Origin of the sequence: Burkholderia cenocepacia, assembly GCF_900446215.1 — a bacterium.
Classification (GTDB): domain Bacteria; phylum Pseudomonadota; class Gammaproteobacteria; order Burkholderiales; family Burkholderiaceae; genus Burkholderia; species Burkholderia cenocepacia.
This window is the reverse complement of the sequence record NZ_UAQZ01000018.1, coordinates 1-15,748: the sequence shown is the minus strand read 5'-3', so window position 1 is coordinate 15,748 and position 15,748 is coordinate 1. Positions and strand designations below refer to the sequence as shown.

The 15,748-nt window shown below is 68.5% G+C and carries 14 protein-coding genes; 10 read left to right on the top strand and 4 right to left on the bottom strand.

Annotation, left to right across the window (positions count from 1 at the left end):
- Window positions 1-80 precede the first annotated feature (80 nt).
- The 3 genes from purD to upp all read right to left on the bottom strand — a co-directional run bounded on the left by purD (window position 81) and on the right by upp (window position 3,063).
- Window positions 81-1,361, bottom strand: a complete 1,281-nt coding sequence (purD, locus tag DTA15_RS36575) for a phosphoribosylamine--glycine ligase (protein WP_006484263.1) — start codon at window positions 1,359-1,361, stop codon at window positions 81-83.
- A gap of 104 nt (window positions 1,362-1,465) precedes the next feature.
- The gene (locus DTA15_RS36570; RefSeq protein WP_006478227.1) at window positions 1,466-2,194 is read right to left on the bottom strand and encodes a YebC/PmpR family DNA-binding transcriptional regulator; all 729 of its coding nucleotides are present in this window, start codon (window positions 2,192-2,194) and stop codon (window positions 1,466-1,468) included.
- 218 nt (window positions 2,195-2,412) lie between these two features.
- A complete protein-coding gene (gene upp, locus DTA15_RS36565; protein ID WP_006481871.1) occupies window positions 2,413-3,063 on the bottom strand; it encodes a uracil phosphoribosyltransferase in 651 nt (216 codons plus the stop codon).
- Window positions 3,064-3,271: 208 nt separating this feature from the next.
- Here upp and DTA15_RS36560 point away from each other — a divergent pair, with 208 nt between their 5' ends.
- The 10 genes from DTA15_RS36560 to DTA15_RS36515 all read left to right on the top strand — a co-directional run bounded on the left by DTA15_RS36560 (window position 3,272) and on the right by DTA15_RS36515 (window position 14,714).
- The gene (locus DTA15_RS36560; RefSeq protein WP_006481870.1) at window positions 3,272-4,051 is read left to right on the top strand and encodes an SDR family oxidoreductase; all 780 of its coding nucleotides are present in this window, start codon (window positions 3,272-3,274) and stop codon (window positions 4,049-4,051) included.
- Between the two features lie 55 nt (window positions 4,052-4,106).
- Window positions 4,107-4,499 (top strand): methylglyoxal synthase, encoded by a 393-nt coding sequence (locus DTA15_RS36555; RefSeq protein ID WP_006478230.1) that lies wholly within the window; start codon window positions 4,107-4,109, stop codon window positions 4,497-4,499.
- 172 nt (window positions 4,500-4,671) lie between these two features.
- Complete coding sequence (locus tag DTA15_RS36550) at window positions 4,672-5,646, top strand: quinone oxidoreductase family protein (RefSeq protein WP_006481869.1); 975 nt, start codon at window positions 4,672-4,674, stop codon at window positions 5,644-5,646.
- 306 nt (window positions 5,647-5,952) lie between these two features.
- Window positions 5,953-6,045, top strand: a complete 93-nt coding sequence (gene kdpF / locus DTA15_RS36545; protein WP_006752209.1) for a K(+)-transporting ATPase subunit F — start codon at window positions 5,953-5,955, stop codon at window positions 6,043-6,045.
- The gene (gene kdpA / locus DTA15_RS36540) at window positions 6,042-7,847 is read left to right on the top strand and encodes a potassium-transporting ATPase subunit KdpA (RefSeq protein ID WP_006481875.1); all 1,806 of its coding nucleotides are present in this window, start codon (window positions 6,042-6,044) and stop codon (window positions 7,845-7,847) included. Before kdpF ends, kdpA begins: the two co-directional genes overlap by 4 nt.
- Before the next feature lie 54 nt (window positions 7,848-7,901).
- On the top strand, window positions 7,902-9,986 hold the full coding sequence (gene kdpB / locus DTA15_RS36535) for a potassium-transporting ATPase subunit KdpB (protein WP_006481873.1): 2,085 nt from the start codon (window positions 7,902-7,904) through the stop codon (window positions 9,984-9,986).
- A 25-nt stretch (window positions 9,987-10,011) separates the two neighbouring features.
- Window positions 10,012-10,593 carry a potassium-transporting ATPase subunit KdpC gene (gene kdpC, locus DTA15_RS36530; RefSeq protein ID WP_006481872.1) on the top strand — a complete coding sequence of 194 codons (582 nt, stop codon included), beginning with the start codon at window positions 10,012-10,014 and terminating at the stop codon, window positions 10,591-10,593.
- A 152-nt stretch (window positions 10,594-10,745) separates the two neighbouring features.
- Window positions 10,746-13,589: a DUF4118 domain-containing protein gene (locus DTA15_RS36525; protein ID WP_012492741.1), complete on the top strand. Its 2,844-nt coding sequence runs from the start codon at window positions 10,746-10,748 to the stop codon at window positions 13,587-13,589.
- Window positions 13,582-14,280, top strand: a complete 699-nt coding sequence (gene kdpE / locus DTA15_RS36520) for a two-component system response regulator KdpE (RefSeq protein WP_006483513.1) — start codon at window positions 13,582-13,584, stop codon at window positions 14,278-14,280. The genes DTA15_RS36525 and kdpE overlap by 8 nt, the downstream gene beginning before the upstream one ends.
- A gap of 152 nt (window positions 14,281-14,432) precedes the next feature.
- Window positions 14,433-14,714, top strand: coding sequence for a DUF333 domain-containing protein (locus DTA15_RS36515; protein ID WP_006483516.1), 282 nt, complete (start codon window positions 14,433-14,435; stop codon window positions 14,712-14,714).
- Between the two features lie 16 nt (window positions 14,715-14,730).
- On the opposite strand, the gene DTA15_RS36510 is transcribed toward DTA15_RS36515, so the two are convergent.
- A complete protein-coding gene (locus DTA15_RS36510; protein WP_006476181.1) occupies window positions 14,731-15,696 on the bottom strand; it encodes an IS110-like element ISBcen8 family transposase in 966 nt (321 codons plus the stop codon).
- Between the last annotated feature and the right edge of the window lie 52 nt (window positions 15,697-15,748).

Here is a 15,748-nt window from a genome sequence, read left to right as displayed (position 1 = left end):
AAAAAAGCGTCTGCCGGGCATTCTATCGAACCCCGGCAGAGGGGCCGCCGCCGCGCGGGCGCGGGGCGGCGATGGCGACGTCACGCGCTCTTGCGGTTGAGCGCGCGGAAGCCGATGTCGCGGCGGTACTGCATGCCTTCGAAGTTGATCTGGTTGATCGTGTCGTACGCATGCTGCTGCGCTTCGCGCACCGAATCGGCGAGGCCGACCACGCACAGCACGCGGCCGCCGGACGTCACGAGCTTGTCGCCGTCGGCGAGCGTCGTGCCCGCATGGAACGTCACGGCCTGTTCGGTTTCGGCCGGGATCCCGTTGATGCGGTCGCCCTTGCGCGGCGCGTCCGGGTACCCGTGCGCGGCCAGCACGACGCCGAGCGCGGTGCGGCGATCCCAGTCGAGCTCGACCGTGTCGAGCGTGCCCGCAATCGCCTGTTCGACGACCTTCGAGAAATCGCTCTTCAGGCGCGCCATGATCGGCTGCGTTTCCGGGTCGCCCATCCGGCAGTTGAACTCGAGCGTGCGCGGATTGCCGTCCTTGTCGATCATCAGGCCCGCGTACAGGAAGCCGGTGAAGCGGATGCCGTCCTTCTCCATCCCGCGCACGGTCGGCATGATGATCTCGCGCATCACGCGTGCGTGCATCTGCGGCGTGACGATCGGCGCGGGCGAATACGCGCCCATGCCGCCGGTGTTCGGGCCGCGATCCTCGTCGAGCAGGCGCTTGTGGTCCTGGCTGGAAGCCAGTGCCAGCGCGTGCTTGCCGTCGACCATCACGATGAAGCTGGCTTCCTCGCCATCGAGGAATTCCTCGATCACGACGCGCGCGCCGGCATCGCCGAGCTTGTTGCCCGACAGCATCATGTCGACGGCCGCATGCGCCTCTTCGAGCGTCATCGCGACGACGACGCCCTTGCCGGCCGCGAGGCCGTCGGCCTTCACGACGATCGGCGCGCCCTTCGCGTCGAGGTACGCGTGGGCGGCGGCCGCATCGGAGAAGGTTTCGTAGTCGGCGGTCGGAATGTTGTGGCGCTTCATGAACGCCTTCGCGAAATCCTTCGAGCTTTCGAGCTGCGCGGCTTCGCGGGTCGGGCCGAACACCTTCAGGCCGCGTGCGCGGAACAGGTTGACGATGCCGGCCGCGAGCGGCGCTTCCGGCCCGACGAGCGTGAACGCGACGCCTTCGCGTTCCGCGAAATCGGCGAGTTCGTCGAGCGACGTGATGTCGACGTTCTTCAGACGCTCGTCCTGCGCCGTGCCGCCATTGCCGGGCGCGACGTAGACCATCTGGACGCGCGGCGACTGCGCGAGCTTCCACGCCAGTGCATGTTCGCGGCCGCCGGAACCGACGACGAGTAGTTTCATGGGATTCCCCGCAGACTAGAAAACAGGGCGGCCGGCACGCTCAGGCGCGCCGGCCGCGGAATCGGTCGGGCCGCCGCCGCGACAGGTGCGCGGCGGCCGGCATCTCATTCCTCGACGATGACGGCGTTCGTATACACGTCCTGCACGTCGTCGAGGTTCTCGAGCGCGTCCAGGAGCTTCTGCATCTTCGCCGCGTCGTCGCCGGTGAATTCGACTTCGTTCTGCGGCTTCATCGTCACTTCGGCGAGTTCGGCCTTGAAACCGGCGGCTTCGAGCGCGTCCTTCACCGCCGAGAATGCCTGCCAGTCGCACAGCACCTCGATCGAACCGTCGTCGTTCGTGTTCACGTCGTTCGCACCGGCTTCGAGCGCGGCTTCCATCAGCGCGTCTTCCGACGTGCCGGGCGCGAACAGGAACTGGCCGACGTGATCGAACATGAACGCGACCGAGCCGTCGGTGCCCATGTTGCCGCCGAACTTCGAGAACGCGTGGCGCACTTCCGCGACCGTGCGGGTGCGGTTGTCGGTCAGCGTGTCGACGATGATCGCCGCGCCGCTGATGCCGTAGCCTTCGTACCGGATTTCTTCGTAGTTCGCGCCGTCCGCGCCGCCGACGCCGCGATCGATCGCGCGCTTGACGTTGTCCTTCGGCATGTTCGCGTCGGCTGCCTTGTCGACCGCGAGACGCAGGCGCGGGTTCGAGTTGACGTCGCCGCCGCCGAGGCGCGCCGCGACCTGGATTTCCTTGATCAGGCGGGTCCAGATTTTGCCGCGCTTCGCGTCGGCCGCAGCCTTCTTATGCTTGATGTTGGCCCATTTCGAATGACCAGCCATACCTTTCTCCGTGCCCGGGCGCGCAGCGCGGGCGATTGTTTCAGTGTGTCGTTGAATCGGCGGCCGTTTCGGCGGGCATGAAGCCGCGGGGCCGCGCGTGTCGAGTGGATCGTGATTTTATCACGCGGCGACCGCCGGTTCGGGGCCGCCGCGCATGGCCGAACGGCCGGGGCGGCCGTCGCGGCGCGCCGGGCCGCGCGGCAGGCGGCGCCGGCGAGTCAGTTCTTGGTGCCGAACAGGCGGTCGCCCGCGTCGCCCAGGCCCGGCACGATGTACGCGTGCTCGTTCAGGTGCGAGTCGAGCGACGCGACGAACAGCTTCACGTCCGGGTGCGCGTCCTGGAACACCTGCACGCCCTCGGGCGCGGCGACCAGCGCGACGAACATGATGTTCGCGGCCGGCACGTTGCGGCGCTTGAGCACGTCGACCGCGTGCACGGCCGAATAGCCGGTCGCGACCATCGGGTCGCACAGGATGAAGATGCGGTCTTCCAGGTCAGGCAGGCGCACCAGGTATTCGACCGGGCGGTGGTCGTCGGCGCGGTACACGCCGATGTGGCCGACGCGCGCGGACGGCACCAGGTCGAGCAGGCCGTCCGACATCCCGATGCCCGCGCGCAGCACGGGCACGATCGCGAGCTTCTTGCCCGCGATCACCGGCGCGTCGACCGCCACCAGCGGGGTTTCGACCCGCTTGGTCGTGATCGGCAGGTTGCGGGTGATCTCGTAGCCCATCAGCAGCGTGATCTCGCGCAGCAGTTCGCGGAACGTGCGCGTGGACGTGTCCTTGTCGCGCATGTGCGTGAGCTTGTGCTGGATCAGCGGGTGATCGGTGATGAAGAGGTTCGGGAAACGGCTGTCCTGTTTCATGACGGGGTGCCTTGGCGGCAAAAGGGGATCGGGGCGGCGGCGGGCACGGGCCGGCCGTCGCTTATGGCCGCAATTTTACCAAGGCGCGCCGCGCGATCCGGATATTATCGACGTCTCACGACAATCCGCGTGCCGCGCACGCCCGTTCGCCCGCCCGTCGGCGGCCACACGGGGCCGCGCCGGCACGCGCGCCACCAGGGAAGCGACGATGGATCTCGGCATTGAAGGAAAGACCGCGCTCGTATGCGCGGCCAGCAAGGGCCTCGGGCGCGGCTGCGCGGAAGCGCTGGCCGCGGAGGGCGTGAACCTCGTGATCGTCGCGCGTACGCGCGACACGCTGGAGGAAACCGCGGAAGAGATCCGGGCCGGCGCGAACGTGTCGGTCACGGCGGTCGCCTGCGACATCACGACGCCGGACGGCCGCGCGGCCGCGCTCGCCGCGTGCCCGCAGCCGGACATTCTGGTGACGAATGCCGGCGGCCCGCCGCCCGGCGACTTCCGCGACTTCTCGCACGACGACTGGATCCGTGCGCTCGAGTCGAACATGCTGACGCCGATCGAGCTGATCCGCGCGACCGTCGACGGGATGATCGGCCGCGGCTTCGGCCGGATCGTCAACATCACGAGTTCGGCCGTGAAGGCGCCGATCGACGTGCTGGCGCTGTCGAACGGTGCGCGCTCGGGGCTGACCGGCTTCGTCGCGGGGCTGTCGCGCAAGGTCGCGGGGCAGGGCGTGACGATCAACAACCTGCTGCCGGGGCTGTTCGACACCGACCGGATCGCGACGACGCTCGCCGCGTCGGCGCAGGCGCAGGGCGTGACGGTCGACGAGATGCGTGCGCGTCGCACCAGGGACATTCCGGCCGGGCGCCTCGGCACCCGCGCCGAGTTCGGCGCGGCCTGCGCGTTCCTCTGCAGCGTCCATGCGGGCTACATCACCGGGCAGAACTGGCTGCTCGACGGCGGCGCATATCCGGGTACGTTCTGACCCGCGCTTTTCGATTCACGACGACAACGACAACCGAACGACGAAGGAACTGGAGATGAGCAAACCCCGCATCGCACTGATTGCGCACGACGCGAAGAAGGACGAGATCGTCGCGCTCGCGGGCCAGTATCGCGAGACGCTCGCGCAATGCCGGCTGGTCGCCACCGGCACGACGGGTGGCCGCATCGCGGCCGCGCACGGGCTCGAGGTCGAGCGCAAGCTGTCGGGGCCGCTCGGCGGCGACCTGCAGATCGGCGCGGAACTCGCCGACGGCCGCGTCGACATCGTCGTGTTCCTGCGCGACCCGATGACCGCGCAGCCGCACGATCCCGACATCACCGCGCTGGTGCGCGCGTGCGACGTGCACGACGTGCCGGTGGCGACCAACGTCGCGACCGCGCGGATGCTGCTCGACGATCTGGCGCGGAACATGCAGGACGTTTGCTAGGCGCGGGCCGCGTCCGATTGTCCCTGCCGGTGGCAGGGCCATGCACGGACGGCGGCGACGCGCGAGAATCGTGCGTCGCCACGCGCGCCTGCCGGCTCCTGCACGAATCGGTGCGACGCGCGCATCGGCGCCCCGGGTTTTCCTGACTGACAGACAGAAGAGGAGCAAAACGATGCCGAAAGCAATCCGATACGACCAGCCGGGCGGCCCGGACGTGATGAAGTGGGTCGATGTCGAGGTCGGCGCGCCGAAGGCGGGCGAAGTCCGCATCCGGCAACACGCCGTTGGGCTCAACTACATCGACGTGTATTTCCGCACGGGCCTGTATCCGCAGCCGCTGCCCGGCGGCCTCGGGATGGAGGCGGCGGGCGAGGTGACGGCCGTCGGCGACGGCGTGACCGCGTTCAAGGCCGGCGACCGTGTCGCCTATGTCGGCCAGCCGCCCGGCGCGTATGCGCAAGAGCGCGTGATGCCGGCCGAGCGCATCGTGAAGCTGCCGGACGGCATCGGCTACGACGACGCGGCGTCGGTGATGCTGCAGGGCCTGACCGCGCATTACCTGCTACGCCGCACGTACCCGGTGAAGGCCGGCGACACGATCCTGATCCATGCGGCGGCCGGCGGCGTCGGCTTGCTCGTATGCCAGTGGGCGAAGGCGCTCGGCGCGACCGTAATCGGCACGGTCGGCTCCGACGAGAAGGCCGAACTCGCGAAGGCGCACGGCTGCGACCACCCGATCGTCTACACGCGCGAGAATTTCACGCAGCGCGTGAAGGCAATCACGAACGGCGCGGGCGTGCCGGTCGTCTACGATTCGATCGGCAAGGACACCTACATCGGCTCGCTCGACTGCCTTGCGCCGCTCGGCTACTTCGTCAGCTTCGGCAATGCGTCGGGCCCGCTGCCGCCGATCGACTCGAAGGAATTCTCGTCGCGCGGCTCGCTGTTCTTCACGCGGCCGACGCTGTTCTCGTACATCGCGAAGCGCGCCGATCTCGAGGCCGCGGCCGCCGAGCTGTTCGACGTGATCCTGTCGGGGAAGGTGAAGACCAGCATCAACCAGCGCTACCCGCTCGCCGAAGTCGGCCGCGCGCATGCCGATCTGGAAGCACGCAAGACCACCGGCTCGACGATCCTCGTTCCCTGACCCGTCCCCGCATGCCGGCGCGACGCCGGCATGCGCCTGTTGCGGGCGGCGCCCCGGCGCCGTCCGTCCCGCCTCGATTCGCATCCGTCCCGCCCCGCGCGTTTACGCGTTTTTTACACCCGCCCCGATACCTTTGACCCGCCCTTTACGCGCGTTCCCATAAGGTTCTAGTCGTCCGATTTCGACGACGGAGAACATAAAAATGGATGGGGTTTTCATCGGCGCACTGGTGCTCTTCACCGCGCTGACCCTCGGTTTGCTTGCCGGTTGCGACACGCTCGCGCAATACGGTCGCGGGGGGCGGGCATGACCTGGATGCTTTGGCTGGCTGGTGCGTCGACCGCGCTGCTGTTCGCGTATCTCGTCTTTGCGCTGCTGCGCGCGGAGGACATCGAATGAACGCGAACAACCTGTTGCAGACGCTGCTGTTCATCGTCGTGCTGCTGGCGGCGGCCGTGCCGGTCGCGCGCTACCTGAGCGCGGTGATGGACGGCAGTTCGCGCGTCGTGCGCGTGTTCGGGCCGCTCGAACGCGCGCTGTACCGCGTGGCCGGCGTCGACGCCGGCACCGAGATGAACTGGAAGCAGTATGCGGTCGCGACGATCGCGTTCAACGCGCTCGGCGTGCTGTTCCTTTACGGGCTGCTGCGCCTGCAGGGCTTCCTGCCGGGCAACCCGCAGCAGTTCGGCGCGATGACGCCCGACGGCGCGTTCAACACGGCCGTCAGTTTCGTCGCCAACACGAACTGGCAGGACTACGCGCCCGAGCAGACCGTCAGCTATCTGTCGCAGATGCTCGGCCTGACGGTGCAGAACTTCCTGTCGGCGGCGACCGGCATCGTCGTCGTGATCGCGCTGATCCGCGGCTTCGCGCGCCACACCGCGCAGACGATCGGCAACTTCTGGGTCGACCTCACGCGCGTGACGCTGTACGTGCTCGTGCCGATGGCGGCGCTCGTCGCCGCGCTGCTGATGAGCCAGGGCGTGCTGCAGAACATGAAGGCGTACCAGGACGTGCCGGTGTTGCAGGCGAGCACCTACGCGGCGCCGAAGCTCGATGCGCAGGGCAACCCGGTGAAGGACGACAAGGGCAACGCGGTCACGGTGCCGACCCCGCTCACGAAGCAGACGCTCGCGATGGGCCCGGTTGCGTCGCAGGAAGCGATCAAGATGCTCGGCACCAACGGCGGCGGTTTCTTCAATGCGAACTCCGCGCACCCGTACGAGAACCCGACGCCGTTCGCGAACTTCATCGAGATCTTCGCGATCCTGATCATCCCGGCCGCGCTGTGCCTGGTGTTCGGCCGCATGATCGGCGACCGCCGGCAGGGCGTCGCGGTGCTCGCGGCGATGACAGTCGCGTTCACGATCGCGATCGGCGTCGAGGTGAGTGCCGAGCAGGCCGGCAACCCGACGCTCGCCGCGCTGCACGTCGACCAGTCGGCGGGCGCGCTGCAGTCGGGCGGCAACATGGAAGGCAAGGAAACGCGCTTCGGGATCGCGCAGACCGGCATCTTCACGGTCGCGACCACGGCCGCGTCGTGCGGCGCGGTCGACGCGATGCACGATTCGCTGACGCCGGTCGGCGGTCTCGTGCCAATGCTGCTGATGCAACTCGGCGAAGTGGTCTACGGCGGCGTTGGCTCGGGTCTCTACGGGATGCTCGTGTTCGCGCTGCTCGCGGTGTTCGTCGCCGGCCTGATGATCGGCCGCACGCCGGAATACGTCGGCAAGAAGATCGAGTCGTACGAGATGAAGATGGTGTCGATCGTCGTGCTGCTCACGCCGCTGCTCGTGCTGGTCGGCACGTCGATCGCCGTGCTCGCCGATGCGGGCAAGGCCGGCATTGCGAACCCCGGCCCGCACGGCTTCTCGGAAATCCTCTATGCGTTCAGCTCGGCCGCGAACAACAACGGCAGCGCGTTCGCGGGCCTGACGGTCAGCACGCCGTTCTACAACTGGATGACCGCGATCGCGATGTGGTTCGGCCGCTTCGGCACGATCGTGCCGGTGCTGGCGATCGCCGGTTCCCTCGCCGCGAAGAAGCGCATCGCGGTGACGAGCGGCACGCTGCCGACCCACGGGCCGCTGTTCGTCGTGCTGCTGCTCGGCACCGTGCTGCTGGTGGGCGCGCTGACCTACGTGCCGGCGCTCGCGCTCGGGCCGGGCGTCGAGCACCTGATGATGTGGCTGGGCGCGTGATGCGCGCCCGCATGGCGACACGTTGAAAAGACTGAAGAGCTTGAAGAGATCGCAATGACTCAACATTCCGCAACACGGTCCATGTTCGACCCGGCGCTGCTGCGCCCGGCGATCGTGGACTCGTTCAAGAAACTCACGCCGCGCACGCAGTTCCGCAACCCGGTGATGTTCTGCGTGTACGTCGGCAGCATCCTGACCACGATCCTGTGGATCGCGGCGCTCGCCGGCCAGGCCGAGGCGCCCGCGGGCTTCATCCTCGCGGTCACGCTGTGGCTGTGGTTCACGGTGCTGTTCGCGAACTTCGCCGAAGCGCTCGCCGAAGGACGTTCGAAGGCGCAGGCCGCATCGCTGCGCAGCGCGAAGAAGGACGTGATGGCGAAGAAGCTCAACGAGCCGCATCCGAAGTCGCCGATCCGCATCACGACCGCGTCCGACCTGCGCAAGGGCGACGTCGTGCTCGTCGAGACCGGCGACGTGATCCCGGCCGACGGCGAGGTCGTCGACGGCGTCGCGTCGGTCGACGAATCGGCGATCACCGGCGAATCCGCACCGGTGATCCGCGAATCGGGCGGCGACTTCTCGTCGGTGACGGGCGGCACGCGCGTGCTGTCCGACTGGATCGTCGTCAAGGTCACCGCGAACCCCGGCGAGGCGTTCCTCGACCGGATGATCGCGATGGTCGAAGGCGCGAAGCGCAAGAAAACGCCGAACGAGATCGCGCTGACGATCCTGCTCGTCGCGCTGACGATCGTGATGCTGCTCGCGACCGCGACGCTGCTGCCGTTCTCGATGTTCTCGGTCGACGCGATGAAGGCCGGCCACGTGGTGACGATCACCGCGCTGGTCGCGCTGCTCGTGTGCCTGATCCCGACGACGATCGGCGGGCTGCTGTCCGCGATCGGCGTGGCCGGGATGAGCCGGATGATGCAGGCGAACGTGATCGCGACGTCGGGCCGCGCGGTGGAAGCGGCCGGCGACGTCGACGTGCTGCTGCTCGACAAGACCGGCACGATCACGCTCGGCAATCGTCAGGCGTCGACGTTCGTGCCGGCGCCGGGCGTGACCGAGGAAGCGCTGGCCGATGCCGCGCAACTGTCGTCGCTCGCGGACGAAACGCCGGAAGGGCGCAGCATCGTCGTGCTCGCGAAGGAGCGCTTCAACATCCGCCAGCGCGACATGGCGCAACTGCACGCGACGTTCCTCGGCTTTTCCGCGCAGACGCGGATGAGCGGCGTCGACCTGCCCGGTCGCGAGATCCGCAAGGGCGCGGCCGACGCGATCCGCCGCTACGTCGAAACCCACGGCAGCCGCTTCCCCGAGGAAGTGCGCCGCGCGGTGGACGACGTCGCGCGCCGCGGCAGCACGCCGCTCGTCGTCGCCGACCTGCAGGACGGGGCGGCGCGCGTGCTCGGCGTGATCGAGTTGAAGGACATCGTGAAGGGCGGCATCAAGGAGCGCTTCGCGGAACTGCGCAAGATGGGCATCAAGACCGTGATGGTGACGGGCGACAACCGGCTGACGGCCGCGGCGATCGCGGCGGAAGCGGGCGTCGACGATTTCCTCGCGGAAGCGACGCCGGAAACCAAGCTCGCGACGATTCGCGAGCATCAGGCGGCCGGGCGCCTCGTCGCGATGACGGGCGACGGCACCAACGACGCGCCGGCGCTCGCGCAGGCCGACGTCGCGGTGGCGATGAACACCGGCACGCAGGCGGCGAAGGAAGCCGGCAACATGGTCGACCTCGATTCGAACCCGACCAAGCTGATCGAGATCGTCGAGATCGGCAAGCAGATGCTGATGACGGGCGGGTCGCTGACGACGTTCTCGATCGCGAACGACATCGCGAAATATTTCGCGATCATCCCGGCCGCGTTCGTGACGACCTACCCGCAACTGCGCGTGCTCGACATCATGCACCTGACGTCGCCGGCGTCCGCGATCCTGTCTGCCGTGATCTTCAATGCGCTGATCATCGTCGCGCTGATTCCGCTCGCGCTGAAGGGCGTGACCTATCGGCCGCTCGGCGCCGCGTCGCTGCTGCGCCGCAACCTGCTGGTCTACGGCCTCGGCGGCGTGCTGCTGCCGTTCCCGTTCATCAAGCTGATCGACATGACGCTCGCCGCGCTCGGCTGGGCCTGAGCCGGCCGCACTGGAAGGAACCATCATGAAATCGTTGATTCGCCCGCTCGTCGTGCTGTTCGTGATCCTGACCGCCGTGACGGGGCTCGCTTACCCGGCCGTGATGACCGTGTTCGGTCAGGCGGTGTTTCCGTCGCAGGCCAACGGCAGCCTGATCGAGCAGGACGGCAAGGTCGTCGGCTCCGCGCTGATCGGCCAGCCGTTCGATGCGCCGAAGTATTTCTGGGGCCGGCTGTCGGCCACCGCGCCGATGCCGTACAACGCGGCCGGCTCGGGCGGCTCGAACTTCGGGCCGCTGAACCCGTCGCTTCCCGACCAGGTGAAGGCGCGCATCGCCGCGTTGCGCGACGCCGGGACCGACCTGTCGAAACCGGTGCCGGTCGACCTCGTGACCGCGTCGGCGAGCGGCCTCGATCCGGAAATCACGCCGGCGGCGGCCGCGTACCAGGTCGAGCGCGTCGCGAAGGCGCGCCATCTGGCGCCGGACGCGGTCGCGCAACTCGTCGCCGCGAACACGACGGGCCGCCAGTTCGGCGTGCTCGGCGAGCCGCGCGTGAACGTGCTGAAGCTGAATCTCGCGCTCGACGCCGCGCAGGCCGCGCACTGACCGATCGCGCGTGCCGACCGGCGTCCGGCGCGGCCTGAGCCGCGCCGGACGCGCTTTTCCCGACGGCGCTTGCGCCGTCTTTGCCTTTTGCGGCGATTTGGAACCACAATGCTCGTACTCGCGCGCATCCGGGCGCTCCGCTTTCCTCACGCATGAACCGTCCCGATCCAGACCAACTTCTCGACAAGCTGCAGCGAGATGAAGAAAAGCAGCGGCGCGGCCAGCTCAAGATCTTCTTCGGCGCGTCCGCCGGCGTCGGCAAGACCTACGCGATGCTGCAGGCCGCGCGCCAGCGCCGGCAGGATGGCGTCGACGTCGTCGTCGGCATCGTCGAGACCCACGGCCGCAGCGAGACCGCCGCGCTGCTCGACGGCCTCGACGTGCTGCCGCCCGCCCGCATCGACTATCGCGGCCGCACGCTCGCCGAATTCGATCTGGACGGCGCGCTCGCGCGGGCGCCGCAACTGATCCTCGTCGACGAGCTTGCGCATTCGAACGTGCAGGGCGCACGCCACCTGAAGCGCTGGCAGGACGTCTACGAGCTGCTCGACGCGGGCATCGACGTCTATACGACCGTCAACGTCCAGCATCTCGAAAGCCTGAACGACGTGGTCGGCGCGATCACCGGCATCCGCGTGTGGGAGACCGTGCCCGATCGCGTGTTCGACGCGGCCGACGAAGTCACGCTCGTCGACCTGCCGGCCGAGGAACTGCTCGAGCGGATGCGCGACGGCAAGGTCTATCTCGCGCAGCAGGCCGAGCGCGCGGTGCGCAACTTCTTCCGCAAGGGCAACCTGATCGCGCTGCGCGAACTCGCGCTGCGGCGCACGGCCGATCGCGTCGACGCGCAGATGCGCGAGTACCGCGCCGACCGTTCGATCCAGCGCATCTGGCAGGCGCGCGAGCGGTTGCTGGTGTGCGTCGGGCCCGGCCCCGAAGCGCCGACGCTGGTGCGCGCGGCCGCGCGGCTCGCGGCGAGCCTGAAGGCCGACTGGATCGCCGTGTACGTCGAGACGCCGCGCCTGCAGCGGCTGCCCGACGCGCGGCGGCAGCGCACCCTCGACGCGCTGAAGCTCGCGGCCGAGCTCGGCGCGGAGACGGCCACGCTCGCCGGCGCCGACGCGGTCGCCGCGCTGATCGGCTATGCGAAGGTGCGCAACGTGTCGAAACTGGTCGCGGGCGGCTCGCCGAAGGTGGGGCTCGCGCGCCGCTTTGCGCGGCCGTTCGGCGAACAACTGGCGGAACGCGCGGGCGACGTCGACCTGATGCTGATTCGCGCATCCGCGAGCGACGAGGCGCGCGCCGCGCCGCTCGACGCGCGGGCGCGCGACTGGCGCGATGCGTTCGCGCAGTTCGGCACGCACCGCTCGCCGCCGCGCCATTACGCGTATGCGGCCGCGATCTGCGCGGCGATCACCGTCGTCGCGAGCGTCGTGTCCGGGCGGCTCGACCTCACGAATCTCGTGATGCTGTACCTGCTCGGCGTGGTGTTCTCGGCCGTGCGGCTCGGGCGCGGCCCGGGCGTGCTGCAGTCGTTCCTCTCGGTGGCCGCGTTCGATTTCTTCTTCGTGCCGCCGCGCATGTCGTTCTCGGTCAGCGACACGCAATACCTGCTGACCTTCTTCGGGATGCTGCTGACGTCGCTCGTGATCAGCCACCTGACATCGACGCTGACGCGCCAGGCGAGCGTCGCGCAGCGCCGCGAGCGCCGCACCGGCGCGATCTACGCGATGGCGCGCGAACTCGGCGCGGCGCTGACGACCGAGCAGATCGTCGAGATCGGCAGCCGCCACGTCGGCGAGGTGTTCCGCGCGCGTGTCGCGTTCCTGCTGCCCGACAGCGCGGACCAGGTGCGGCAGAAGATCGAGGAGCCCGACGCGGCCGTCACGCTGACGGGCGCGGAGCTCGACAGCGACGTCGGCCAGTGGGTGTACGACCAGCAGAAGCCGGCCGGCCGCGGCACCGATACGCTGCCGGCGACGGCCGCGCTGTACCTGCCGCTGAAGGCGCCGATGCGCACGCGCGGCGTGCTCGCGGTCGCGTCGCGCGAGCCGCGCGAACTCGAGGTGCCCGAGCAGCAGCGGATGCTCGACGCATTCGCCGCGCAGATCGCGCTCGCGCTGGAGCGCGTGCACTACGTCGAGATCGCGCGCGACGCGCTCGTCAACATGGAATCCGAACGGCTGCGCAACTCGCTGCTGTCGGCGATCTCGCACGACCTGCGCACGCCGCTCACGACGATCGTCGGCTTCTCGTCGATGCTCGCGAACGGGCGCGCGGCCGCACAGGCGGGCGACGCCGCGGCGGCCGCGCGGCTCGCGCAGCGCGAGGGCGAACTCGTCGACGCGATCCACGACGAGGCGCTGCGCATGACGGGCATCGTCACGAACCTGCTCGACATGGCGCGGCTGCAGGCCGGCAGCCTGCAGCTCAAGCGCCAGTGGTCGTTGCTCGAGGAAACCGTCGGCGCCGCGCTCGCCGCCTGCCGGCGGGTGCTCGCGCGCCATCCGGCGCGCGTCGCGCTGCCGGCCGACCTGCCGCTGCTGCAGATGGACGCGGTGCTGATGGAGCGGCTGTTCACCAACCTGTTCGAGAACGCGGCGAAGTACACGCCGCCCGATACGTCGCTCGACATCGGCGCCGAGCGCGTGACCGACGACGGGCAGCCATTCGTGCGCGTGCACGTCGACGATCACGGCCCGGGCCTGCCGGCCGGCATGGAAACGCGGATCTTCGACAAGTTCACGCGCGGCGAGAAGGAATCGGCGACGCCGGGCATCGGGCTCGGCCTCGCGATCTGCCGCGCGATCGTCGAGGCGCACGGCGGTAAAATCGGCGCGCTGAACCGCACCGCGCCCGACGGCCACGTGACGGGCGCGCGCTTCTGGTTCACGCTGCCGGTCGACACGCCGCCGGCCGCGCCGGCCGTGTCCGACGACGAACCCGACCTGCCGGGCGCATCGCCCCCATCCGAGTCATTGCCAGACCATGAGTGAACCCAGCCTGACCGTCGTCCTGATCGAGGACGAAAAGCAGATCCGCCGCTTCGTGCGCGCCGCGCTCGAAGAGGAGGACATCGCGGTGTTCGAGGCCGAGACGGGCAAGCAGGGGCTGATCGACGCGGCGACGCGCAAGCCCGACCTCGTGATCGTCGACCTCGGGCTGCCCGATACCGACGGCCTCGACGTGATCCGCGAACTGCGCGGCTGGTCCGAGGTGCCGGTGATCGTGCTGTCCGCCCGCACGCAGGAAGAGGAGAAGGTCGCGGCGCTCGATGCGGGCGCCGACGACTACCTGACCAAGCCGTTCGGCGTGTCCGAACTGCGCGCGCGGATGCGCGCGCAACTGCGCCGGCGCAACCAGGGCGGCGCGAACGAGTCGCCGAAGGTGACCTTCGGCAGCGTGACCGTCGATCTCGCGCTGCGCCAGGTATGGCGCGACGATGCGATCGTGCACCTGACGCCGCTCGAATACCGGCTGCTCGCGACGCTCGTGCGTCACGCGGGGCGCGTGCTCACGCACCGCCAGCTGCTGCGTGACGTGTGGGGGCCGTCGCACGTCGAGAGCCATCACTACCTGCGCATCTACATGGCGCACCTGCGCCAGAAGCTCGAGGCCGATCCCGCGCAGCCCGAGCACATCGTCACCGAGACGGGCGTCGGCTACCGGCTCGTCGGCGCCGTGTGACGGGCGGTGCGCGGCGGCGCATGCGGCCGTGACGCCGCGCATCGGCGGGGTTGCGCCGGCGCGACAGCCTCGCGATGAGCGCCGGCCTTGCACACCGGCTGCGCAATCCCCGCTATCCTGACCATTCCGCGAACGAAAACGAGGAGCGTGCAATGTCCGTCCGTCTGGTCGTCCTCTGTGCGCTGGCGCTGGTCGCGCCCGGCGCGTTCGCCCAACCGTTGCCGCCCGGGCAGCAGCCGCCCGCGCAGGTGGCGCTGGCCAATCCCGCGTCGGTCAACTGCGAGAAGCTCGGCGGTCGCCACGTGATCCGCAACCTGTCGAGCGGGCAGGTCGGGATGTGCGTGTTCAAGGATGGCCGCGTGTGCGAGGAGTGGGCGCTATACCGCGACGATCGCTGCGTCGGCGGCGGTGCGCCGAAGCGCGTGGCGAACTGAGTAACCGTCTTCCGAGTCAAGCCCGATGAAGTGAATCGTCCCAAGGCGTGTTGGTTTTGACCATGGCATTGAGCATGGTTAGGAGCTTGCGCATGCAGGCAACAAGCGCGACCTTGGACAGTTTGCCGGCGGCCTTCAGGCGTTGATAGAAGGCTCTGATGGCGGGGTTGTAGCGTGTGGCAGTCAATGTAGCCATGTACAGCACGCGACGGATCGCGAAGCGGCCACCTTGAACCCGTCGTCGCCCATTACGTAAGCCGGAATCGCAAGCAATGGGAGCGACGCCAACGAGGGCTGCAATCTGACGGCGATTGAGCCGGCCCAATTCGGGCAGTTCTGCGATCAGGCAGGCGCTGGATACCGGGCCAATTCCATGTGTGGACTGCAACAGGCGGTCGAGTTCACCGAAGTGCTGGCGTACATGAGCGACCATCTGAGCGTCAATGTCATCGAGTTGTGCCTGGATGGCGGCAATGATAGCCAGCAGACTTGAATGCAGACCAACCGGCGTGATCTGGAGCCGCTGTCGCTCCGAAAGGAGCATGGTGAGTAGTTGGCGCCGTCGGGTCACCAGTGCAGCCAGCCACTGCTGCCGCTCGTCGGGAACGGGACGTAGCAAGCGGGACAGATCGTCCCGACGCAGTAGCACGGAAGCCAGTTCGGCAAGCATACGTGCGTCGATGGCATCGGTTTTCGCCAGACGTCCCATCGAGCGGGCAAAATCGCGTGCTTGCCGAGGGTTGACGACAGCGACCGGCAAACCCGCACCTTGCAAGGCGCACGCCAGCTCGGTCTCGTAGCCACCGGTCGCCTCCATCACGACCAACTGCACGTTCAGCGGCTGAAGGGCAACAGCCAGGGCCGAGTGGCCCTCGGCATCGTTGTTGAATCGACGGATGTCCAGATTGGCACCCAGTACGGAAACATCGACGTGAGCTTTTGCGACGTCAATGCCGACCGTTACGGCAGAAGGAGCAGACATGATCTTCGGATCCCATGCTTGTACATGCGCACTCGATGTAAATGGCGCGCGT

Excerpts from the sequence above, each read along its gene's own strand:
- purD (WP_006484263.1), bottom strand. The coding sequence starts at position 1,361 with ATGAAACTACTCGTCGTCGGTTCCGGCGGCCGCGAACATGCACTGGCG.
- DTA15_RS36570 (WP_006478227.1), bottom strand. The coding sequence starts at position 2,194 with ATGGCTGGTCATTCGAAATGGGCCAACATCAAGCATAAGAAGGCTGCG.
- upp (WP_006481871.1), bottom strand. The coding sequence starts at position 3,063 with ATGAAACAGGACAGCCGTTTCCCGAACCTCTTCATCACCGATCACCCG.
- DTA15_RS36560 (WP_006481870.1), top strand. The coding sequence starts at position 3,272 with ATGGATCTCGGCATTGAAGGAAAGACCGCGCTCGTATGCGCGGCCAGC.
- DTA15_RS36555 (WP_006478230.1), top strand. The coding sequence starts at position 4,107 with ATGAGCAAACCCCGCATCGCACTGATTGCGCACGACGCGAAGAAGGAC.
- DTA15_RS36550 (WP_006481869.1), top strand. The coding sequence starts at position 4,672 with ATGCCGAAAGCAATCCGATACGACCAGCCGGGCGGCCCGGACGTGATG.
- kdpF (WP_006752209.1), top strand. The coding sequence starts at position 5,953 with ATGACCTGGATGCTTTGGCTGGCTGGTGCGTCGACCGCGCTGCTGTTC.
- kdpA (WP_006481875.1), top strand. The coding sequence starts at position 6,042 with ATGAACGCGAACAACCTGTTGCAGACGCTGCTGTTCATCGTCGTGCTG.
- kdpB (WP_006481873.1), top strand. The coding sequence starts at position 7,902 with ATGACTCAACATTCCGCAACACGGTCCATGTTCGACCCGGCGCTGCTG.
- kdpC (WP_006481872.1), top strand. The coding sequence starts at position 10,012 with ATGAAATCGTTGATTCGCCCGCTCGTCGTGCTGTTCGTGATCCTGACC.
- DTA15_RS36525 (WP_012492741.1), top strand. The coding sequence starts at position 10,746 with ATGAACCGTCCCGATCCAGACCAACTTCTCGACAAGCTGCAGCGAGAT.
- kdpE (WP_006483513.1), top strand. The coding sequence starts at position 13,582 with ATGAGTGAACCCAGCCTGACCGTCGTCCTGATCGAGGACGAAAAGCAG.
- DTA15_RS36515 (WP_006483516.1), top strand. The coding sequence starts at position 14,433 with ATGTCCGTCCGTCTGGTCGTCCTCTGTGCGCTGGCGCTGGTCGCGCCC.
- DTA15_RS36510 (WP_006476181.1), bottom strand. The coding sequence starts at position 15,696 with ATGTCTGCTCCTTCTGCCGTAACGGTCGGCATTGACGTCGCAAAAGCT.